Annotated in this window: 22 protein-coding genes; 12 read left to right on the forward strand and 10 right to left on the reverse strand. The window is 73.3% G+C overall.

What is annotated here, in order from left to right; translation table 11 throughout:
• Positions 1 to 299 precede the first annotated feature (299 nt).
• A complete protein-coding gene (locus tag BGM09_RS18355) occupies positions 300 to 971 on the reverse strand; it encodes an HAD family hydrolase (protein WP_317452764.1) in 672 nt (223 codons plus the stop codon).
• 155 nt (positions 972 to 1126) lie between these two features.
• On the opposite strand from BGM09_RS18355, the gene BGM09_RS18360 reads away from it, so the two are divergent.
• Entirely contained in the window at positions 1127 to 2593 is a 1467-nt protein-coding gene (locus BGM09_RS18360; RefSeq protein ID WP_188282706.1) for a bifunctional phosphatase PAP2/diacylglycerol kinase family protein, read from the forward strand.
• Between the two features lie 102 nt (positions 2594 to 2695).
• Here BGM09_RS18360 and BGM09_RS18365 read toward each other — a convergent pair whose 3' ends face one another.
• Positions 2696 to 3127 (reverse strand): SseB family protein, encoded by a 432-nt coding sequence (locus BGM09_RS18365; RefSeq protein WP_188282707.1) that lies wholly within the window; start codon positions 3125 to 3127, stop codon positions 2696 to 2698.
• Between the two features lie 388 nt (positions 3128 to 3515).
• On the opposite strand from BGM09_RS18365, the gene BGM09_RS18370 reads away from it, so the two are divergent.
• A complete protein-coding gene (locus tag BGM09_RS18370) occupies positions 3516 to 4529 on the forward strand; it encodes a ketopantoate reductase family protein (protein ID WP_188282708.1) in 1014 nt (337 codons plus the stop codon).
• Between the two features lie 60 nt (positions 4530 to 4589).
• On the opposite strand, the gene BGM09_RS18375 is transcribed toward BGM09_RS18370, so the two are convergent.
• Positions 4590 to 6665 carry a DUF5107 domain-containing protein gene (locus BGM09_RS18375; RefSeq protein WP_188282709.1) on the reverse strand — a complete coding sequence of 692 codons (2076 nt, stop codon included), beginning with the start codon at positions 6663 to 6665 and terminating at the stop codon, positions 4590 to 4592.
• A 274-nt stretch (positions 6666 to 6939) separates the two neighbouring features.
• On the opposite strand from BGM09_RS18375, the gene BGM09_RS18380 reads away from it, so the two are divergent.
• From BGM09_RS18380 to BGM09_RS18395, 4 genes are read left to right on the forward strand one after another with little or no spacing between them, the layout of a single operon-like run.
• A complete protein-coding gene (locus tag BGM09_RS18380) occupies positions 6940 to 7740 on the forward strand; it encodes a maleylpyruvate isomerase family mycothiol-dependent enzyme (protein WP_188282710.1) in 801 nt (266 codons plus the stop codon).
• Between the two features lie 33 nt (positions 7741 to 7773).
• A complete protein-coding gene (locus BGM09_RS18385) occupies positions 7774 to 8481 on the forward strand; it encodes a hypothetical protein (RefSeq protein WP_188282711.1) in 708 nt (235 codons plus the stop codon).
• 9 nt (positions 8482 to 8490) lie between these two features.
• On the forward strand, positions 8491 to 8916 hold the full coding sequence (locus BGM09_RS18390; RefSeq protein WP_188282712.1) for an ankyrin repeat domain-containing protein: 426 nt from the start codon (positions 8491 to 8493) through the stop codon (positions 8914 to 8916).
• A 23-nt stretch (positions 8917 to 8939) separates the two neighbouring features.
• Complete coding sequence (locus tag BGM09_RS18395) at positions 8940 to 9290, forward strand: hypothetical protein (RefSeq protein ID WP_188282713.1); 351 nt, start codon at positions 8940 to 8942, stop codon at positions 9288 to 9290.
• 86 nt (positions 9291 to 9376) lie between these two features.
• Here the strand turns inward: BGM09_RS18395 and alc are convergent, their stop codons facing one another.
• From alc to BGM09_RS18410, 3 genes are all read right to left on the reverse strand, one after another.
• Complete coding sequence (gene alc, locus BGM09_RS18400) at positions 9377 to 10477, reverse strand: allantoicase (protein WP_223187224.1); 1101 nt, start codon at positions 10475 to 10477, stop codon at positions 9377 to 9379.
• A gap of 245 nt (positions 10478 to 10722) precedes the next feature.
• Positions 10723 to 11646 (reverse strand): LysR substrate-binding domain-containing protein, encoded by a 924-nt coding sequence (locus BGM09_RS18405; RefSeq protein ID WP_188282715.1) that lies wholly within the window; start codon positions 11644 to 11646, stop codon positions 10723 to 10725.
• A 156-nt stretch (positions 11647 to 11802) separates the two neighbouring features.
• A complete protein-coding gene (locus BGM09_RS18410; protein ID WP_188282716.1) occupies positions 11803 to 12855 on the reverse strand; it encodes an AraC family transcriptional regulator in 1053 nt (350 codons plus the stop codon).
• A gap of 396 nt (positions 12856 to 13251) precedes the next feature.
• Here BGM09_RS18410 and BGM09_RS18415 point away from each other — a divergent pair, with 396 nt between their 5' ends.
• On the forward strand, positions 13252 to 13746 hold the full coding sequence (locus BGM09_RS18415; protein WP_188282717.1) for a DUF1772 domain-containing protein: 495 nt from the start codon (positions 13252 to 13254) through the stop codon (positions 13744 to 13746).
• Positions 13747 to 13818: 72 nt separating this feature from the next.
• Here the strand turns inward: BGM09_RS18415 and BGM09_RS18420 are convergent, their stop codons facing one another.
• A complete protein-coding gene (locus BGM09_RS18420; protein ID WP_188282718.1) occupies positions 13819 to 14337 on the reverse strand; it encodes an ATP-binding protein in 519 nt (172 codons plus the stop codon).
• Between the two features lie 92 nt (positions 14338 to 14429).
• Positions 14430 to 15188, reverse strand: coding sequence for a crotonase/enoyl-CoA hydratase family protein (locus tag BGM09_RS18425; protein ID WP_188282719.1), 759 nt, complete (start codon positions 15186 to 15188; stop codon positions 14430 to 14432).
• A 156-nt stretch (positions 15189 to 15344) separates the two neighbouring features.
• Between BGM09_RS18425 and BGM09_RS18430 the strand changes: the two genes are divergently transcribed.
• Both BGM09_RS18430 and BGM09_RS18435 read left to right on the forward strand, forming a co-directional pair.
• Positions 15345 to 15842 carry a hypothetical protein gene (locus tag BGM09_RS18430; RefSeq protein WP_188282720.1) on the forward strand — a complete coding sequence of 166 codons (498 nt, stop codon included), beginning with the start codon at positions 15345 to 15347 and terminating at the stop codon, positions 15840 to 15842.
• A 108-nt stretch (positions 15843 to 15950) separates the two neighbouring features.
• Positions 15951 to 16844: a hypothetical protein gene (locus BGM09_RS18435; RefSeq protein WP_223187221.1), complete on the forward strand. Its 894-nt coding sequence runs from the start codon at positions 15951 to 15953 to the stop codon at positions 16842 to 16844.
• Between the two features lie 53 nt (positions 16845 to 16897).
• On the opposite strand, the gene BGM09_RS18440 is transcribed toward BGM09_RS18435, so the two are convergent.
• Entirely contained in the window at positions 16898 to 17533 is a 636-nt protein-coding gene (locus tag BGM09_RS18440) for a helix-turn-helix domain-containing protein (RefSeq protein WP_188282721.1), read from the reverse strand.
• Positions 17534 to 17612: 79 nt separating this feature from the next.
• Here BGM09_RS18440 and BGM09_RS18445 point away from each other — a divergent pair, with 79 nt between their 5' ends.
• From BGM09_RS18445 to BGM09_RS18455, 3 genes are all read left to right on the forward strand, one after another.
• A complete protein-coding gene (locus BGM09_RS18445) occupies positions 17613 to 18326 on the forward strand; it encodes an AzlC family ABC transporter permease (protein WP_188282722.1) in 714 nt (237 codons plus the stop codon).
• Positions 18323 to 18646 (forward strand): AzlD domain-containing protein, encoded by a 324-nt coding sequence (locus BGM09_RS18450; RefSeq protein WP_188282723.1) that lies wholly within the window; start codon positions 18323 to 18325, stop codon positions 18644 to 18646. Before BGM09_RS18445 ends, BGM09_RS18450 begins: the two co-directional genes overlap by 4 nt.
• Before the next feature lie 247 nt (positions 18647 to 18893).
• The gene (locus tag BGM09_RS18455; RefSeq protein ID WP_317452765.1) at positions 18894 to 19913 is read left to right on the forward strand and encodes a phosphatidylinositol-specific phospholipase C domain-containing protein; all 1020 of its coding nucleotides are present in this window, start codon (positions 18894 to 18896) and stop codon (positions 19911 to 19913) included.
• Positions 19914 to 20016: 103 nt separating this feature from the next.
• Here BGM09_RS18455 and BGM09_RS18460 read toward each other — a convergent pair whose 3' ends face one another.
• Positions 20017 to 20970 (reverse strand): LLM class flavin-dependent oxidoreductase, encoded by a 954-nt coding sequence (locus BGM09_RS18460; protein WP_188282724.1) that lies wholly within the window; start codon positions 20968 to 20970, stop codon positions 20017 to 20019.
• Positions 20971 to 20973: the final 3 nt, after the last annotated feature.

Here is a 20973-nt window from a genome sequence, read left to right on the forward strand (position 1 = left end):
CCAGTAGCCGCAGGCGGCGTCGAGCAGCCGCGGACCGCCGCCCGGGATCTCGGCGCCGGGCCGGGCGGCGGCCGTCCGCTCCCGCCAGTACGCGGGCAGCGGCAGTCCCGGGTCGGGTCGCAGGTCGTACCGCGGGCCGAGCCGCATCCGGTTACCTCCGCTGCGTAGGTGGGCACCCCTGGGGCCCACTTTCTCCCGCGGCGGCGCGGTCCGCATCCGACGCAACGGCCGGTGGAGCGGCCCGTGGAGCGGCCAGCGGGCCGAGCGCGCGGGTGAGGAGGCAGCGGTGCGCCGCGGGTTCAGCGCAGCAGCAGCGCGGGCAGGTCGCGCATCTCGTCGAAGACCGTGGTGTCGGGTCCTTCGAGCCAGCCCGCGGGGGTGAGTCCGCCGCAGTAGCCGTACGCGCGCATGCCCGCCGCGCGGGCGGCGGCCACCCCGTACCTGCTGTCCTCGACGACCACGCAGCGCGCGGGCTCGACGCCGAGGCTGCGGGCCGCGTGCAGGAAGAGGTCGGGGGCGGGCTTGCCGTGCTCGACCTCGCTCGCGCTGAAGATCCGGCCCTCGAAACGCTCGTAGAGCCCGGTGAGGCCAAGCGTGTGGCGCAGCCCCTCGTGGCTGGTGCTCGACGCGACGCAGCTCGGCAGAGTGAGCGCGTCCAGCGCCTGCGAGATGCCGTCGACCTCGGTCAGGTCGGCGTCGAACGCCTCCCGGTAGAGGTGCCGGTAAGGGGCGTCCCAGTCGTCGGGCAGGGAGCGGCCCAGGTGTTTCTCGATGGCGGTGGTCATGTCGCGGTAGGAGCGGCCCACGAACCGTTCCACGATCTCGGCCTCGCTCAGCGGCCAGCCGATCGCGGCGAGCACGAACGCGTCCACCTTCACCGCGATCTTCTCGCTGTCGACCAGCACACCGTCGCAGTCGAAGATCACGAGTTCCGGCTCTGGCCAAGGGGCGTGCGGGTGAGCTTCGTTCACCCGGTGAGACTACAGCGGCGGGGCCGCTGGACGGCGGGCGCTGGGCGGCCGCCCGGGTGCCGGTCCCGGCGGGCACGCGGGCGGGCGTCGGTGACGGAACGGCAACGGCGTTGACCAGTCGGTGTGCCGGGGCCTGGCGTGGGTAACCGGCCCGCATGACGTATCCCTGGAAGAACTGGGACAAGGCGCTGTTCGCCGAGGTGGCGGAGCGCCACTGGCCGGGCGCGGAGCCGGTGCTGCCCCGGCTGAGCAGTGCCGCGAACCACGGCCGGCTGTGGTTCGCCGTCGCCGCGGGCGTCGCGGCCACCGGCGGCAGGAGCGGACGGCGGGCGGCGGCGCGCGGCCTGGGCTCGCTGGCGCTGGCGTCGCTGACGGTCAACACCGCGGGCAAGGGCGCGGTGCGGCGGTCGCGGCCGATACTCGACACCGTCCCGGTGATACGGCGGCTGCACCGCCAGCCGATCACCTCGTCGTTCCCCTCGGGGCACGCGGCCTCCGCCGCCGCCTTCGCCGCGGGCATGGCGATCGAGTCGCCGCGCTGGGGCCTGGTGATCGCGCCGCTCGCCGCGAGCGTGGCCTTCTCACGGATCTACACCGGAGTGCACTATCCGAGTGACGTGGTGGCGGGCGCGGCCCTGGGCCTCGGCGCCGCCGTCGTCGTGCGCGCCCTGGTGCCGCCCGCTCCGGGCAGGCCGGAGCCGGGCGCCGACGCGCAGGTGCCGTCGCTGCCCGAGGGCCGCGGGCTGCACGTGGTGGTGAACTCCGCGTCGGGGCCGCCCCCGCTGCTGTCGGCGCCCGTCGACCGGATCGGCGCCGCGCTGCCCGAGGCGTCGGTCGGCGAGTGCACCGAGGACGACGACCTGCTGGAGATGCTGGAGAAGGCGGCGAGTGCGGCCGTGGAGCAGGGCGGCGCGCTCGGGGTGTGCGGCGGTGACGGCACGGTGTGCCTGGCCACGGCCGTCGCCCTGCGCCACCGGCTACCGCTGGCGGTCTTCCCCGGCGGCACCCGTAACCACTTCGCGCTCGACCTCGGCCTGGAGACCGTCGAGGACACCGCGAAGGCGGTCGCGGCGGGCCGGGCGGCCAATGTGGACGTGGCCCGGCACACCAGCCTGGACTCGCCGTACAGCGAGTCCGCGCCCTTCCTCAACACGTTCAGCATCGGGTCGTATCCGGAGCTGGTACGGGTACGGGAGCGCTGGTCGCGGCGGGTGGGGAGCTGGCCCGCTAGTGTGCTGGCCGCCGTGCACGTCCTGCGAACCTGCGAGCCGGTGGACATCGAGGTGAACGGACGGCCGCGCTCGGTGTGGCTGATCTTCGCGGGAAACTGCCGTTACTCCAGCGTCGGGCTCGCCCCGGTACGCCGCCGCGACCTCAACGACGGCGTGCTGGACGTGCGCATCGTGGACGGCGGGCCCTTCGCCCGCACCCGGCTGCTGGGCGCGGCCCTCACCGGGGTGCTGACCCGGTCGCCGGTGTACACGTCGGCGACCGTACGGCGGCTGCGGCTGCGGCTGCCCGGCGAGGGCGTCCACCTCGCCTACGACGGTGAGGTGGCACCCGCGCCCGGTGAGCTGCTGCTCGACAAGGTGCCCGGCGGGCTGGTGGTGTACCGGGGCTGAGGGCCGGTGCCTGCCCGGGGTGCCTGCCCGGGGTGCCTGATCGAAGGCGCCTCGGGCGGTTCAGGCAGCCGGCTCAGGCAGTGTTGACGAGGCGGGCGGCGGTCAGTTCTGGCCGCCGACCAGCCCGGCCAGGGCGCGGACGCCTTCGCCCGAGATGCTGAGCGAGTCGGGGCTGCCGGTGTCGATGGACAGGATCAGCTCGTCGGAGGGCCAGGCGCCGCTGAGGACGGCGAGCTGGACCAGCCGGTAGCGGCTGGTCGTCGGCAGCGCTTCGGCCATCCGGGTCTCGGAGGTGAAGACGGGCACGAGCTGGCGGCCGTCCTCCTGTTCGTACACCGGGAGCTGGATCTGCCGGGGCGGTTCGCCGCCGTTGGGGTCCTCGGCCACGCCCGGCACCGGCAGCAGGACTTCGCTGACCGCGAGCGCGCTGAGGGCGACGACGTTCTCGCTGCCGTGGGCGATCTCGCGCAGCGCGCGCTGCGCCGGGGGCAGGCCACTGTCCGGGTCGAGGCCGTCGGGGGTGATGTCGGTCATCGCTTCTGGTTCCTCTCGCCGCTTCTGGCGTCAACGGTGCTCAGATTCCCCGCACGTACCCGGCTGAGCCGAGAGCATGCGGTCCACCGAGGTGAAATCGCGTTTCCAGGACCTGTCGCCCGCCGGTTGCGGTGCGCCCATGGTTGCCAGAATCCCCGCTCGCACGGTGCCCGAAGGCCGTTTCGTCCGCCTCGAACCGCGGAGGTGTGGCGCTGGCTGCCGGAGGAGCCGCCGCGCACCGAGGACGAGCTGCGCGGCGCCGCGGTCACGCGCCAGATGGACATGACGGTCCCCCCCCCGTATGCGGTGGCCGGATCGCTGGCGGCCGGGCACCGGTTCTGCGGGGTGCGGTGGAGGGACCGGGACGGGCGTGTGCGAGTGTCCTGGTGTGCGATACATCATCATCGGAGCGGGAGCGGTCGGCGGCACGATCGGCGGGCGGCTGTTCGACGGCGGTCACGAGGTCGTCCTGGTGGCGCGCGGCGGGCATCTCAACGCGCTGCGCGAGCGCGGGCTGCGGCTCGAACTGCCGGACCGGACGCTGACGTTGCCCGTGCCGGTCGCGGACGGGCCGGACGCGCTACGGGCGCGGCCCGACGACGTCCTGGTGCTGGGCGTCAAGACGCAGGACACGGCGTCGGTGCTGGCGCGGTGGGACGGGTACGGGGTCGGTGTCGGAGTCGGAGTCGGGTCGGACGGTGCCGGTCCCGCCGTGGTGTGCGCGCAGAACGGGGTCGAGAACGAGCGGCTGGCGCTGCGCCACTTCGCGAACGTGCACGGGATGTGCGTCTGGCTGCCGGCCTCCCACCTGGAGCCGGGTGTCGTGCAGGCGCCGGGTGCGCCGCTGTCCGGGATTCTGACCTTGGGCCGCTATCCGTCGGGCGTGGACGACACGACGCGGCGGATCGCCGCCGACCTTGAGGGCTCGGGCTTCGCGGCACCGGTCTCGCAGGACGTGATGGCGTGGAAGTACGGCAAATTGCTGTCGAATCTGGGCAACTCACTGGAGGCGGTGTCCGGTCCGATCGGTGAGGGGCCGCTGTTCGAGGTGTATCAGCGGGCCCGCGCGGAAGGCGTCGCGGTGCTGGACGCGGCCGGTATCACGCACGTCAGCCAGAAGGAGCAGGCCCGCGTGCGCGGTGACCGGGTGGAGTTGCTGCCCGTCAACGGCGGTGAGCGCGGCGGCGGTTCGTCGTGGCAGAGCCTCACCCGGGGCACCGGCTCCATCGAGGCCGACTACCTCAACGGCGAGATCGTGCTGCTCGGCCGCCGTTTCGGCGTAGCGACGCCAGTGAACGAGGCGCTGCGCCGTACCGCCAACTCCTTTGCCCGCGACGGCCGCCGTCCCGGTGACCTGTCGGCGGACGAGACGGCGGCGCTGGTCGCCGCGAGCCGGGCGTAAACGGCGCGGCGGCCAACGGACCTCGGCCGCAACGACCGTGCGACCGGGACCGCCCGCGCCCTACGGCGCCGTCTCCGGCCGCATCCGGAAGTCGTACGCGGCGGGCAACGGGTGCTCCTCCCGCGCGCGGGTCCTTATGTCGTCGGTGACCGGGCCGTCGCCCGCGACAAGGCGTTCGGCTATGGCGTACCAGGTGTCGGTCAGCGACTCGGCGCCCTCGTACAGGTCCTCGACGACGAAGCCCTCGTCGAACAGCGCGCGGGCCTCGGTGACATGGCCGCGGGCGAGCGCGGTCTGCGCGCGCAGCAGCCGCAGCCGCCCGCAGTCCGGGCCGGGCCGCTCGCCCTCCGGGGCGGGGTTGGAGTCCGGGTCCGGGTCGGCGAGGACGCGTTCGGCGTCGGCGGCGCGGCCCGCGGCGAGCAGAACGGGCACGGCCTCGACGACCAGGGCGCGCCGGACGTCCGGGCGGTCCGGGAGCGCGGTGAACGTCTCGCGCAGGCTGTCGTACGCGGCCAGGTAGCGGTCGGCGGCGCGGTCGGTCTGGCCCGCGTCGGCCTCGGCGACGGCCAGGGCGCGCAGGCCCCACGGCGAGGGGTGGGCGGCGACCGACCGTTCCCAACTGCGCACGGCCTGCGCGCGGTCGCCCGCGGCCCACTGGGCGATGCCGAGGTAGTAGTCGCGGAACCACTCGTTGCCGGGATAGGTGTCGGCGGCCTCCAGCAGCTCGCGCCACTCAGGGGAGACGAGCGCGGGTCCCGGGGGCGCGTCGGCGGCGGGTCTCGGGAAGATTCCGGCGAGCAGCAGTTCCAGCCAGGGCTTCTGCGGGTCGCCGAGCGTGGTGGCGGGGAACGGTGTGCCGGGCAGGTGGAAGTGGCCGCGCTCGCTTTCGAGCGCGCCCCAGCCGGAGCCGGTGGCGAGCAGGTCCTTGGGGTCGGTGTCGGCGTGCGCCAGCCACGCGGTGTAGGCGGCGTCGACGGTGGCGCGCGGGAGTGCGGCTTCGAGTCGTCCCCCGGCCTCGGCGCGCGCGGCGGTCCAGTCGTCGCCGTGCACGAGCGCGGGGTCGGCGGCGAGCGGCCCGTACGCCTCCAGCCAGGAGAACTCCGAATCCGCGGCCATGGGGATGTGTTCGAGCTGCGTACGGGCGAGACCGGCCTGGATCTCCAGGTAGCCGCCGGTACCGGGCTCGGTCAGCCACTCCTGCCAGCGCCGCCCGCCGCGGCCGTGGCCCCACAGGAAGAGCTTGCGTCCGCGCAGCAGGTCGGTGGAGGTCTGGACGAGGCCGTGTCCTTCGCCGTCGAGCGCGGTGATCCAGCGGCGGTCGGTGTCGGCCACGTCGAAGAAGTAGTCGGCGGCGTGCTCGGAGCGGGTGGTGTACGTGATGTCGGTGGCGCCGTCGGGTGCGGGGACCGGCACATGGCTGAGGGTGCGGCTGTAGCCGAAGTGCCAGGCGGCGTCGGCGGGGGCGAGCACCCGGGTGCGGTCGGTCTCGGGGACCGCGATGTTGGACCACCAGTAGGCGGGCACGGTGCGCTCGTGCGGATTGCGGACCCGGATGCCGACGTAGAGGAAGTCGGAGTCGGCGGGCAGCCACATGTCGATCTGGAAAGGCAGGTCGCGCAGCCGCTCCCACTCCCACAGCCGCAGCATCTCGCCGCCGTCCGGGGCGGGGACGCGGGCGGCGTGCAGCGGGGCGCAGGTGTGGGCGGCGTGGCCGGTGGCGCCGAGATTCCACTCCACGCCGCCGGAGAACCAGGCACCGGCCAGTGCGAACGCGGCGGGCTGGAACACCGGGTTGCGGTAGAGCAGTTCACGTCCGGTCGCCTTGTGGACCAGCGAGTACAGCCTGCCGCCGAGGCCGGGCAGCACGGTGGCGCGGATCCGGTCGTTCTCGATGACGAGCGCGTCGAGGGCGGCCGGGGCGCGGTCCCGGCCGTAGCCGTCGAGGACGCGGACCGGCAACACGGAGCGCAGCGGCGCGTAGCCGAGCTGCCTGGCCATGTCGGCGGGCAGTCCCTCGCGGTCCTTGAGGTCCAGCCGGTGCAGCTCGTCGAGCGGGCGCAACGCGGGCAGCGGGTTCTCCGGGCCGAGGGCCGCGGCCGGAATGCTCACAGCGGTACGCCGCACGGTCGTAGGCAAGGCCACCTCTTCTGGCACACGTGGCCGCCTTCGGTCGCGGCGGCCGTCTGATGACCATGGAACAGGTTTCCCGTCGCGGTGAACAGAGCCTGCCGTGGTCAGGGTTGGGCAAAACCTGTGGAATCGGGCAGAAATCCGGCCATAAATTCGGCCGAGGAACCGGCCGGGCGCGGCCTTCTCGATCTTCCGCACACCGCGCCGGACATGGAGCCCGCGATCCGTCCCGACCGCCGGACCGGGAGCAATGTCGGTGGTCGCTGCTACAACGGTGGCCATGACGACTTCGCGCTCCTCGCAGACGGCGGCCTCGCCCGAACTCCGGTTCACCGACTGGCTCGAACTCATCGAGGAGCGGTCCACCGTCCTGCGCGAGGCCGCGCAGACCGCACCTGTCGAGGCCCGGATTCCGGGCTGTCCCGACTGGACCGTCCGGGATCTGCTGACGCATGTCGGCCAGGTGCAGCGCTTCTGGGCGGCAACCGTCGCCGCGGGCCCCGCCGTCCGGCCGCCGTCGGACGGGGTGCTCGGCGACCGCATGCCGGGTGACGACCTGCCGTCCTGGTCGGCGGCCTCGACGGTGCTGCTGCTCGACGCCCTGCGTGCGGCCGGTCCCGACATCGGCTGTTGGACCTGGTGGGCGGAGTCGGGCAACGCGGCGACCTCGGGCTCCGTCGCCCGCCACCAGGTCCAGGAGGCGGCCGTCCACGCCCGCGACGCGCAGGAGGCCGCCGGGGTCACCGAACCGCTGCCGCCCGCCCTCGCCGCCGACGCCCTGGATGAATTCCTGCACGTCGGCTTCGGCTCGATGGACGGCTGGCCGCACGCACCGGCCCGTGTCGCGCTGGTCACCGACGAGGGCCCGGCCTGGACCCTGATCCTCGACACCACCGGCGCCTCGGCGGTCCGCGGCGGCCCCGGCGACGGCCCGGAGCCCGGGGCCACCCTCTCCGGTCCCGCCAGCGATCTGCTGCTGGCGCTGTACCGCAGGGCTCCCTGGGACGGGGCCGACACGCTGCGGCTGACCGGAGACCCCGCGCTGGTACGGCAGTTGGTGGTCTGGCCGCCGCTCGGCTGACCACGTACCGTCCTGCGTGAGGGAGTGATGCGCATGTCTGGTCGCGGGTTACGAGCGTCCGGTGTGGCGTTGGGGGTGATCGCCCTGCTGTCCGCCTGCTCCTCGGGCGGTTCCACGCACCGCCCCGCCGCCACCGACTCCGCCCGCGTCACCACCGAGGCGCCGCCCCCGGTCGGCAGCATCGAGCACCCCCGCCCGGTGGCGTGCGTCGAAGCCGTGCGCTCGCCTGGCGCCTCCGCCACCGGGGTGACCACGGGCAACAGTCCCGCGAAATCCACTGCTACGACCACCAACATGCCCACCACTTCCTCTTCCTCGTCTTCCTCTTCCTCGTCTCCCGCCGCACCGGCCACCGCGAAGAACGATGTGACGGTGGGTCCCCTCACCTGGACCGGCCTGCGCGCCCTGACCGACGGCGACCAGAGCGGCCACGGCTACCACAACTCCGACGGCTGGCATTACAAGGTCGCCGCCTCCATACGGACCGGGGCGACGGTCACTTTGACCATCGGCGCCGAGCAGCGGGCCAAGGCCGGACTGGAGTACGGCCGTGCCTTCGGGTCCACCCCGGCCCCCGCGATCACCTTCGACGCCTGCCCAACCCGGCCCACCGTCTTCATCGGCGGCTTCTTCGTCGCCGGTGACGGCCACGCCTGCGTCCCTGTGGACGTCCAGGTCGGCCAGGGCGCGCCGCAACGCGTGGTGATCTCCTTCTTCAACGGACAGTGCCCCGCTGCGTAGGCTGGGGTCATGACCGAGCCGACGCCCGATCCCGCCGCCGCGAGCGAGCCCGCTCACGACCCCGAGCTCCTTCAGCTCGCCGCCCAGGTCTTCGACCTCGCCCGGCAGGGCGACACCGACAAACTGGCCGCCTACATCGACGCCGGAGTCCCCGCGAATCTCACCAACGACCGCGGTGACACCCTGCTGATGCTCGCCGCCTACCACGGTCACGGGCGGACCGTGCGGGCGCTGCTGGCCCGCGGCGCGGAGCCGGACCGTGCCAACGACCGTGGCCAGACCCCGCTGGCCGGTGCCGTCTTCAAGGGCGAGCAGGACGTCATCACCGCCCTGGTCGACGGCGGCGCCGACCCGGCCGCGGGCGTGCCGTCCGCGGTCGACACGGCCCGGATGTTCGGCAAGGACGAGCTGCTGAAGCTCTTCGGCGCCCAGTGACCGCGGCGCCCCCACCAGACGCCGTGGGCGAGGACATCGCCAACCTCATCCCGGACGGTGTCGCCGACGGCCTGATACCAAGGGAGCCGCTGCCGGAGATCTCCGCCACCGTCATCGAGGGCTACCTGGCCGGTGCCCGCGATGCCGGGGCCGCTCTGGGCGAGGACGAGCTGCGCCGCTCGGTGGCCGCCGCGGGCGCCGCCACATACTGCTGGCTCGCTCCTCTGATGCTCACCCGCCTCGCCGTCGGCGGCCGGGTCGGCTCCGCCGCCTATGACGTGGACCACGGCCCTCTGGCCGTACTCCGGCGCAGGACCGGCCTCTTCGAGCACCTGGTCTCCTGGTCGGAACAGATCCTCAGCCCCGCCCGCTGAGAACTCTCCCGCAAAAGCCCCTCCCGGAAGTCCCCGACGAACGGGACCCCTTCCCCCAAGGGCGCCTGTCCGACGCCGGCCCCGCCCTAGCTGATGGCTTCCGTCCGCTCGGCCAGGCTGGTCGCGCCGCGCTCGGTCAGCGAGCCGTGCAGCCGCAGCCGGGATATGCCGCCGTCGGGGAAGATCTCGATCCGGACGTGAGTGGCCGGTATCGGGTTGACCAGGAAGCGGTGCACGCTGTCCGGCTGGAGCTTGACCCGCGGCAGCAGCGCGATCCACTCGCCGTCCTCCCCGTCACGGACCGACAGCGTCGCCCAGCCCGCCGCGTTGCCCTTGAGATAGGCCGTGTCGATCTCGATGGCGCGGATCACGCCCTGGTCCACGAGCCGGTACTGGATCCAGTCGTTCCCGGTGTCACGGCGGCGGCGGGTCTCCCAGCCGTCGTCCATCTTGCGGGAGCGGCCGGGCAGGATGGTGTGCTCGGGCGGCGAGTAGAAACGGTCGGAGGCGTCCTCCACCGTGCCGCCGTTCTCCAGCGCCACCAGGTCGAAGGTGCCCAGCTCGGCGAGCCACCCCGGGTCGGGCGCCACCTCGCCGTAGACCCGCAGCCGGGCGATCCCCCCGTCGGGGTGCTGCCGCAGCCGCAGGTGGGTGAAGCGCCGCTCCACATGCACCGCGAACGCGTTCTCCGCGTGGCCGCCGACCGCCGTGCGCGGGACCAGTTCGGTCCACTCCACCGCTGGGTCGAGCAGATCCTCGGGCGCCGCCGACATCGAGTGCGCGGTGGCTTCCACCGACACCGCCTGCGGGTAATTGCCCCGGAAGTGCGCGGTGTCGATCACCAGGCCGCGGATCACGCCCGGCGCCCCCAGCCGTATCAGCGCCCAGTCGTGGTCGGCGGGATCGGGGTGCGGGACCTGCGCGGACGCCCCCCGCCTGCGCCGCGTCTCCCAGCCGTCCATGATCTTGCCCTTGTGTCCGAAGCGCTCGGGGTCGAAGACCGCGGGCCCGGCCACCAGCAGATTCTCCCGCTCGGCGAAGAACTCGTCATTGGCGGCGACCACCCCCGCGCCCAGCCTGCGGTCGGCCAGGTCCGCGAGTCCCGCGAAGGGCAGCTCCGCGCGGCGGTAGTCCGCGAAGGGGTTGCCGCCGCCGTAGGGAAGCGCGTCACCCGTGAAGGAGGTCAGGTCCGTAAAAGTGCCGGCCCCCGTCCCGCTCCCCGTCCCAGCCGCCCCGCCTGCCGCCCCGCCTGCCGCCGCGCCCGCCACCGCTTCCCCAGCCGGTGCCCTCCCCGGCCCCGGCCCCGATCCCGATCCCGATCCCGTCGTCCCATTCGTCTCTGTCGTCGCCTGATTCGTCTCTGTCGTCGTCATGCCTCTACTCTCGGCCGACCCGACCCTTCACGTCCATCGAAACTTACTGAAGCCATTGTTCAGTCCAACTGCATGGTCGGGTCCAGCTCCGCGGCCTGCCGCAGCGCCCCCATCGTCCGCCGCAGCAGCGGGGCCTCCTCCGAGCCGCCGCGCACCGCGCCCACGATCCGGCGCCGCGGCCGGTCCACGTCCAGCGGCCGTACCGCGAGATCCTGGGTCAGGGCGCCGGACGCGGACATCCGCGGCACCAGCGCGATCCCCATTCCTGCCGCGACCAGGGCGAAGATCGCGGGCCAGTCGGCGGCGGCGTGCGCCTGCTCCGGCACGAATCCGGCCTCGGCGCAGGCCGCCAGGGTGATCTCGCGCCACGGCCCGCGACTGCCGAAGATCCACGGGTCCTCGGCGAGCTGGGCCAGTCGCAGCCCCGGCGCGGCGGCCAGCGGATGCGTCGCGGGCAGCGCGATGTCCAGCGGGTCGGTGAGCAGCGGGGCGATCACGAAGCGCGTGTCGCGGGCCGTCGGCGCGTCCACGGCCAGCGACAACGCGAGATCGACGTCACCGGCGGCCAGCTCCTCGTACACCTCGGCGGCCTCCGCCTCGCGCACCGAGAAGGTGATGCCGGGCGCGTCGCGGCGCAGCAGCCGGGCGGCGGGCACCACCAGGCGCGTGATGGACGTGGCGATGGCGCCGACCTTCACGACGCCCACCTCGCCCTGCGCGTACCCGTCGAGTTCGGCGCCCGCGCGTTCGAGCTGCGCGAAGACGACCTCGGCGTGTCTGAGCAGGACGTGCGCGGCGCCGGTCAGCCGCACGCCGCGACCGCGCGCCTCCATCACCGGCGTGCCGATCTGCTTGGAGAGCGCGGCCAGTTGCTGCGAGACGGCCGACGGGGTCATCCGCAGCGCGCCCGCGGCGGCCGTGACCGTACCGGTGTCGCGCAACGCGCGGAGGATGTGCAGCTTGCGGAGATCCCAGTCCTTCATGCAGTCAGCCTAAACAATCCTGGCCCGATACCCCGGCTCAAACAGAACGGTACGGGGGACGCGGGAATCGTACGAGGCGCCCGTACGCGCCGGGGGGGACGTACGAGGCGCCCCGTACGTGCCCCCCCGAAGGCCCCGGCAAGGCCGCCGGACAGGTCAGGACGCCGCGCTCCCCTCCGCCGCCACACCCTCGCGGTGCTGCTGCGGGCTGATGCCGCGTACGCGCTTGAAGGCGGCGCTGAGCGCGAAGGGGCTGCCGTACCCCACTTTGCGGGCGACGGCGCCAATGGTGGCGTCCGGCTCACGCAGCAGGTCGGCGGCCAGGGAGAGCCGCCAGTTGGTCAGGTACGACATGGGCGGTTCGCCGACGAGATCGGTGAAGCGGCGGCCGAGGGCGGCGCGGGAGACGCCGGTCCTGGCGGCCAGCGCGGCGACCGTCCACGGGTGCGCGGGGTCGTCGTGCAGCAGGCGCAGCGCGGGACCGACGACCGGGTCGCTCTGGGCGACGTACCAGGCGGGCGCACCGGCCTCGGGGCGGGAGAACCAGGCGCGCAGCACCGCGATCAGCAGCAGGTCGAGGAGCCGGTCGAGGACGACCTCCTGCCCCGGCTCGTCCCTGACGATCTCCTCGCAGAGCAGCGCGGGCAGCGGACTGGCCCAGGCGTCGCCCGGCATGACCAGGACGTGCGGCAGCGCGGACAGCAGCCGCTGGCTGATCTCGCCGCGCATCTGATACGTCCCGGTGATCATCACCACGGAGTCCTCGGCACTCCCGGAACCGCCCTGCCCCGCACCGGCGACGACGGCTCCCGCCACGGACCGCACCGGACCCGGCGCCCCGACCGTACCCACCGCCTCGGGCGGCACGTCACCCCACGTCCGCACCCCCAGGTCCATCTCCTCGCACAGCTCGACGCCCTGTGGGGTCGCGGAGACCTGTCCGGGATGAATGACGATCTGCGGCTCGGTGGCCGGCGCGTCCGCGACCGTGTACGGCTCCGGGCCGCGGATCACCGCGATGTCACCGGGGCACAGCCGCACGGGGTCGCCCTTGTCCGGCACCACCCAGCCGTCGCCGCGCACCATCAGGGCCAGCGTCAGCGGCGCCCGGTCCTCGATCCGCAGCGACCAGGGCGGGGTGAGGATCGACCGCAGCAGGAAGGCGCCTCTGGCCCGCGGCCCGTCCAGCAGATTCGCCAGTGCGTCCATGCGCCCAGCCTAGGACTGGACGCCCGCGCATGGGGGTGAGCTTTTCGACGATGGTCCCGCGACCCGCCCCGCCGTTTCACTGAGGCCATGACACCGAACGCGCACACCGCGCCCCGCGACCGGACACCTCAGTGGGCACCTCGTTGGGCACCTCAGCAGCCACCTCAGCAGCCACCTCCGCGGAATCCGCACCAGCGGCAGTACGCGGCGCGGCCGTACGGTACGCCGCCGCCTCAGCCGATGTCCGGCGACGCTGCGCCGGACCCGAATCGGCAGCCGCGCCGGGAGCAGCCGCTCCCGCAGGACCGCTCCGGCCGGGACCGCCAACCCGCCCGCCGGCGCCCCGAGTCGGGCCGGAACCCGACCGCTCGTCCCCGAGGATCCGAAGGAGTTGCCATGTCCGGCGACATCCGCAGTCTCGTGCTGCTCGCCGCCACGCTCGCCACCGGCCTGATGGCGGGCCTGTACTTCGCCTTCTCCGTCGCCGTCATGCCGGGCCTCGCCGCCTCGGACGACCGGACGTTCGTGGAGGCCATGCAACGCGTCAACGTGGCCATACTCAACGGCTGGTTCAGCCTCGCCTTCGGCGGCGCCCTGATCCTGGGCGGGATCGCCGCGGCGCTGCACTGGCGTGGCGACGGACGGCCCGCGCTGCCGTGGATCATCGCCGGCGTGGTCCTCTACGCCGCCTCGCTCGTCGTCACCATGGGGTTCAACGTCCCGCTCAACGACAGACTCGCCGCCGCGGGCGACCCGTCGAAGATCCACGAACTCGCCGCCGTCCGCGAGCAGTTCGAGTCCGCCTGGCTGCGCTGGAACGTCGCCCGCGTCCTGACCACGACCGCCGCGCTCGGCTGCCTGGCCTGGGCCCTGCGGCTGGGCCGGGCATGACCCCCGCCGGGCCGACCGGCGAACGGCGTACGGCCTCGCGGCCGTTACCGCCCATGATCCGCCGGACCCGCCCTAGGCCGACACCGCAGCCGCGATCCGCCGCGCCACCTCGTCGGGGGCGACATCCACCGTTTCGACGATCTCGCCCTCCTCGCGCAGCCAGGGCAGGGCGTCGGCGTACGGGGCGACGTGGTCGTGCCGCCACCGCCTGATGCCGATCCCCTCGGGATCGCTGTCGATCCGCGCCGCGAGTGTCAACGGGGCGGCGTGCAGGACGAAGTGCCGCAGCGGAATGCCGGACTTCGCGAGCCCGTCCCGCAGTTCGATCCAGTACGCCCGCACCAGCACCGACTGCGGTACGACCAGCGTCCCGCCGACGTAACCGAGGATCTGCGCCGCCGTCTCGACCACGAGCGCGCGCCACGGCGGATGGTCCTGGAAGTCGGCGACGGGGACCGAGGCGAGAACGGGGCGCAGCATGTAGCCGACCGTCTCGGAGTCGAAGATCCGTGCGTCGGGGAGGAGTTCGGTGAGCAGCCGGGACGTCGTGGTCTTACCGACGCCGAAGGTGCCGTTGAGCCACACGATCATGCCCGCGAGCATAACGGGCACGCGGGAGGCCGTCCGGGACCCCAACAGCCCTGCGGCGCCCGGCGCGTATCGCCGAGGGAGGGCGTTCGGCGTCAGGTGAACGATCCGTGGCGGCCCTCGCCGGAGGCGAAGCGGGAGGCGCCCGCTGCCGCCTCGGCCAGGGAGATCCGGCCGTGGGCCAACTCCACGGCCAGGGCGGCCTCTTCGGGCAGACCTTCCTGCTCCAGCAGGGAGAGCCGGTCCTCGCGCAGGCAGGTCCGGGGGAAGGCGGCGATCTCGGCCGCGAGTCGCTCGGCGGCGGCGCGGGCGGTACCGGGCGGGACGACGCGGTCGACGAGGCCGATGGCGAGGGCTTCCGCCGCGTCGACCGGGCGGCCGGTGAGGACGAGGTCCATCGCCCGGCCCGCGCCGATCAGCCGGGGCAGCCGTACGGTGCCGCCGTCGATCAACGGCACGCCCCAGCGGCGGCAGAAGACGCCGAACACGGCGTCCTCCTCGGCGACGCGGAGGTCGCACCAGAGCGCGAGTTCGAGGCCGCCCGCGACGGCGTGCCCGGACACGGCGGCGATCACCGGTTTCCCGAGCCGCATACGGGTCGGCCCCATCGGACCGTCGCCGTCGTCGGCGACGGTGTTGCCGCGTGCGGTGCCGATCGCTTTGAGGTCCGCGCCCGCACAGAAGGCGCCGCCCTCGCCCCAGAGGACGGCGACGGCCGCCTCCTCGTCCGCGTCGAAGGCGCGGAAAGCGTCCGCGAGCGCGGCAGCCGTGGGCCCGTCCACCGCGTTGCGCGCCTCCGGCCTGGACAGCACCACGGTGGTGACGGCGCCTTCGCGCTCGCTGCGTACGGACATCTCTCGCGCCTTCCGGTCGGCCGTCTGCGGGTCTACGCGTCCATGTGTCCATGCGTCCATGTGTCACGGACATCCCGCGTGTCCCGCGTACCCGCAGCGTTAACACGCGGGCACCCGCGAGAGCAAGACACCCCCTGGGGGTATATCGTCAACCGGGTGACAGCGGACGGCGACGGTACGGCACCCGCGCGTCGGCCGCGTACGCCCCGGCTGCTGGCGGTGTGCGCGGTCCTGCTCGGGCTGTTCTTCATGCACGGCGCACCGGCTTCCGCGAGCGAGGGGTGCCACGGCGTGGCCGTGACCATGGACCTGGACATGGACCTCGCGCGGATGTCTTCCGCCGCATCTGTTGACGCGACCGTCTCCGCGACCGTCTCCGTGGCCGTCGCCGCGACCACCCGCGCGACTCCGCACGTACGGCCGCAGGCTCCCGCCTCCCACGTCGCCAAGACCGGCTCCGGCGGCACCTGTTGGGCCACGCCCGTACGCGCGCGGGCACCGCTCACCGGCTGGGCGCAGGTCGCCTTCGCCCTACTGCCGTTGGCGGGCGCGGGGTTGGCCGCTTCCGGCACCGCGCCGTCCCGCGACCGGCGGCGCACTCCGCCGCCGGGCGGCCGGGCGATATCGCTGCGGGTGTGCGTCGCGCGGACGTGAAGAGGCCCGCCGCGCCGGGGAGTTCCCGGTGCGGTGTCGCGCCCCCACGTCCGTCCGCATCGCATCCATACGCGCGCCGCTTTCCGCGCGCTCACCCGAAAGAGCATCATGCGAACACTCCGGCCCGCTCTCCTCGCGGCCACCGCCGCGACCTGCACTCTGCTGCTCGGCCTGACCGCCTGCGGCGGCGGCTCCTCCACGGCCGTGTCCTCCGTGTCCTCCACGCCGTCAATGCCCTCCATGCCTTCCATGCCCTCCATGAACGGCATGGGCGCCCCGGCCGCCGCCAACGGCCTGTCCGCCGACCGCGACGGCTACCGCCTCGTCTCCCCCGACGCGCGGCTGCCTTCCGGCGCGCCCGCCACGTACCGCTTCTCCGTCACCGCGCCCGACGGCAGGCCGTTGACCGGCTACGCCCTCGACCAGACGCGGCGGATGCACTTCTACGCGGTCCGGTCCGATCTCACCGGCTTCCAGCACGTGCATCCGGGGATGGCGAAGGACGGCACCTGGACGGCGCGGCTGGCGGCGCTCGCGCCCGGCGCGTGGCGGTTCTTCGCGTCCTTCACGCCGGATACGGGCCCCGGCAAGGGGACGGACTTCGTCCTGAGCCGTACGGTCACGGTCCCCGGCGCCGCCTCGTCGCCCGTGCCGCTGCCCTCGCCCAAGACCAGCGCCACGGCGGACGGTTACACGGTGACGGTGAAGGGCGACGTCATGGCGGGTATGGCCCATCCGCTGGCCGTGACCGTGACCAGGAACGGCCGCCCGGTGACCGATCTCCAGCCGTACCTGGGGACGTACGCGCACCTGACCGCGTTCCACTCCGGCGATCTGGCGTTCGCGCACCTCCATCCGACGACGGCGGTCAACGGCGATCACGGCGGCCCCGAACTGGCCTTCCACGCCGAGCTTCCGACGGCGGGCGACTGGCGGCTGTTCCTCCAGTTCCGCACGCAAGGCACCCTGCACACGGCCGCGTTGACGCTCCGCGCGGGCTGACGCACCGCCACCACCGGTACCCCGCGCGGAGTTGACTCAGGGCAGCCCGACCGTCAGTGGTGTTCCTGGACGAGCACCGCGAGGGTGTCCGGCTCCAACGCGCGGAAGATGTGCGGCTCGTCGCCCGGATAGGCGATGTAGTCGCCGGGGTGGAGTTCGACGGGATCGTCCGTGAGGCCGACCAGCGCGCGGCCGGTACTGAGCACCACGTGCTCGATCATGCCGGGCGCGTGCGGGTCGGACTCGCGGGCGGTGCCCGGCTGTACGGACACCAGGTAGATGTCGCGGCGCGCGTGCGGCGGGCAGGAGGCGAGGAGCGTGGCCACGTAGTCCGCGCGCTCGGCGGCGAAGGCGACGCCCTCGCCCGCGCGGATGACGCGGACGCGGGGGCGGGGCGGGTCGACGAGCTGGGCGAAGGCCACGTTCAGGGTGACGCTCAGCGCCCACAGGGTCTCGACGCTGGGGTTGCCGGTGCCCGATTCGAGCTGGGAGAGCGTGGATTTCGCGATGCCCGCGCGGCGGGCGACCTCGGCGAGGGACAGGCCCGCGCGGCGCCGCTCGCGCTGGAGGGATTCCGCGATGGCCGCCAGCGGGGCCCGCCCGCTCTGCCGCTCCCGTCCGCCCTCGTCCGCGCCGCGCCCCGGCTCCCCCGCCCCCTCCGAACCGTGCGCCCCCTTGTCCGCCGTCATCGCCGCACCTTTCGTTCGTCAGAGACGTCTATTCGTTCGCCTTGACGAACGATCCTCGCTCCGTTCATTATAGGCGGCGATGCGTTCGATATGGCGAACTCCGGAGAAGGACCTGGTGCGGGACATCGCCCTGGTCTGCGTCGCCGACGCCGTCGTCGGGGTGTCGTTCGGCGCCATCGCCGTGGGGCTCGGTCTGCCGGTGTGGCTGCCGATGCTGCTGTCGGTGGTGGTCTTCGCGGGCGCGTCGCAGTTCATGTTCATCGGCATCGTCGCGGCGGGCGGCAATCCGGTGGCGGCGGTCGTCGCGGGCCTGCTCGTGAACGCGCGGCACGTACCGTTCGGCTTCGCGGTCGGCGACGTCTTCGGTTCCGGGCCGCTCCGTCGTATCGCGGGCAGCCATCTGATGGCGGACGAGACCGTGGCCTTCGCCCTCGCCCAGCGCGAGCCGGAACGACGGCGGGCGGCGTACTGGGCGTGCGGCATCGGCCTGTTCATCTGCTGGAACGCCGGTGTCGTCCTGGGCGCTCTCGGCGGCGGCGCGGTCGGCGACACGGACGCCTTCGGTTTGGACGCGGCCTTCCCCGCCGTGCTCTTGGCCCTGGTGCTGCCGTCCCTCGGTGACTCCGCGACGCGCAGGGCAGCGGTCGCCGGAGTGGTGGTCGCGCTCGTCGCGACACCGTATCTGCCCGCCGGACTGCCGGTGTTGCTCGCCCTGGCCGGGGTCGGCGCGGCGCGGGCGGGCGGTCGTCGCGAGGAGCAGGACCCCGCCGCGCGGTCCGGAGCGGGACGATGAGTACGGGGACGGGTCTGCTGCTCGCCACCGTCGCCCTGGGCGCGGGCACGTTCGCCTTCCGTTTCGCCGGGCCCGTACTGCGCGCCCGCGTCACCCTCTCGCGGCGCCTGGAACGGCTGATGGCGCTCTGCGTCGTCGTGCTGCTCGCCGCCCTGGTCGCCACGTCCACCCTCACCGAGGGCCACGGCTTCGCCGGATTCGCCCGCCCGGCCGGGGTCGCCGTCGGCGGTCTGTGCGCGTGGCGCCGGGCGCCCTTCCTCGTGGTGGTGCTCGCCGCCGCGGCGACCGCGGCGGCGCTGCGGCTGCTGGGCGCGAGCTGAAAGCGGTACGGACGTGAGGCGGGCCCCAAAAACCCACCGATCCGCTTCTGACATAACGTCAACTCCGTTGAAGATCGGCTCGATTCGTAGCTGACAGCCGGATTCCAGATCGTGTTACGTGACATGTCTCCGTCGATTCACGCTCGGCAGTCACCGTCCGGACGGAGAGACACCCCCCACTGGAGGACACGTGACCGGTCCGCTGTCCCGACGAGTTTCCCTACGACTGCGCACGGCGCTTCTCGGCGTGCTCACCACATGCCTGGCGTTCACCGTCGCCGGAGCCGGAGGCGGCGCATCCGCGTCCGCCGCGGACACCGGCTCCCTGCCGTTCTCGGGCGCCACGACGTCCGGCCTGCACAACACCTACGACCCCGCCGCCTTCCCGTACCTCGCCCAGGCGTTGGACACGGGCACGTCGCTGATCGAACTGGACGTGTGGGACGACTTCTTCACCCAGGAGTGGAAGGTCAGCCACTCCAGCCTGACCAGCAACGGCAACAACTGCGTGGACGCGTCCTCGCCGTCGCAGCTCTACACGGGCGGCGCGAACAAGGACCTGGAGAGCTGCCTGGACGACGTACGCGTCTGGCTCGGCGCGCACCCCGGCCACGCGCCGCTGATGATCAAGCTGGAGATGAAGGCGGGCTTCCAGGCCAACTTCGGCATGAGCCCGGCCAAGTTGGACCAGTCGATCAGCGCGCACCTCGGCAGCCTGGTGTTCAAGCCGTCCGACCTGCTGGCCAAGCCCGGCGGCGGCAGCTACAGCACGCTCGACGAGGCCGCCCAGGCGGGCAACTGGCCGACGCGGCAGCAGCTCGCGGGCAAGGTGATCCTGGAGATCATCCCCGGCACCGTCGAGGAGAACAACCCGACCGACACGCTGTGGACGGACGTCGAGTACGCCGGGTACCTCAAGGGGCACGTCTCGACCGCCCAGGTCTTCCCGACCGTGCACAACGTCCAGTCGGGCGACCCGCGTTCGCGCTACTCAGACGCCTCGCTGCGCCCGTGGTTCGTGATCTTCGACGGTGACGCCTCGGCGTTCCTCAACGTCGACACGAACTGGTACGACGCGCGTCACTACCTGCTCGTGATGACCGACTCGCAGAATGTCGCGCCCGCCCTGGACGACGTGAATCCGTCTCCCGCTGACGCGCAGGCGCGGATCGCCCGACTCGCCGCGGCTCACGCGACGATCGCCTCGAACGACTGGAAGGGGCTTCCCCAGATCCAGTCGCTCGTCCTGCCGCGCGGCAACGGCTGACGGCCCTGGTTCCAGGGCCGGCCGCAGCCGCGCACACCGGCACCCCACGGCGACCGCCGGCCGTGGGGTGCCGTTCCTTCGCCGGCGGCCCTTCCCGTCCCGGTCAGACGGGGACGGCGCCGCCGAACGCGGGCGCCCGGTAGGTGTCGAGGTACGCGACTTTCGTCCCGGCCGCCTCCTCCCGGTGCAGGCCGCGAACCGCTGGCAGCGCCGCCGCCAGCGTCCGCATCGACGCCTCCGCCCACGGGCCGCCCGGCACCAGCACCATGTGCCCGATGCCCAGATCGGCGAAGTGGCGGCAGTGCGCGACGAGTTCGTCCGCCGACTCCTCCGGCCGCAGCCTGACGCTGACGGACGTGTCGATGTCGCCGAGCGGGCGGCCGAGCTTGCGGCAGTGCACGGCGAGGATGTCGAGCTTGCGGCGGATGGTGGCGCCGCCGTTCGGCACGTCGAGCAGATTGCAGGCGTCGGCGTACCGCGCGACCAGCGGCAGCATCCGGGCCTCACCGTTTCCGCCGATCAGCACCGGCGGGTGCGGACCGCTGAGCGGCAGCGGACTGGCGTACGGCCTGGCCAGGTCGCAGTGCGCGCCGCGGAAGGGGCTGTCGTCGCCCGACCACATCTGGTGGGCGAGCCGCAGCATGTCCTCCATCCGCTCGAAGCGTTCGGGGACGCCGGGCGCGGGCAGGCCCATCGCGGCGGCCCCGTGGTCGGCGTATCCGGCGCCGATACCGAGCCAGGCCCGGCCGCCGGACAGGACGTCGAGCGTAGTGACCGCCTTGATCAGCAGACTGGGCGCGCGAAGGCCGACCGGGCTCGCCATGGCGCCGAGCCGCACCCGTTCACTGCGTGACGCGAGGAATCCGAGCGTCGTGTACGCCTCCAGGACCGCCTCGTCCGGTGAACGTGCGGGGTCGGTCCGCATCAGGCGGTCCGCGACCCACACCGTGTCGAGCCCGATCTCGTCGGCGGTGGCGACGACCCGCTCCAACTGCCGCGCGGAGCCCCGCGGTCCCTCGGGCCAGGCGTGGTGGGCGACATTGATACTGATCCGCATGGC

It is taken from the genome of Streptomyces sp. CBMA29, assembly GCF_014596445.1.
Taxonomy (GTDB): Bacteria; Actinomycetota; Actinomycetes; order Streptomycetales; family Streptomycetaceae; genus Actinacidiphila.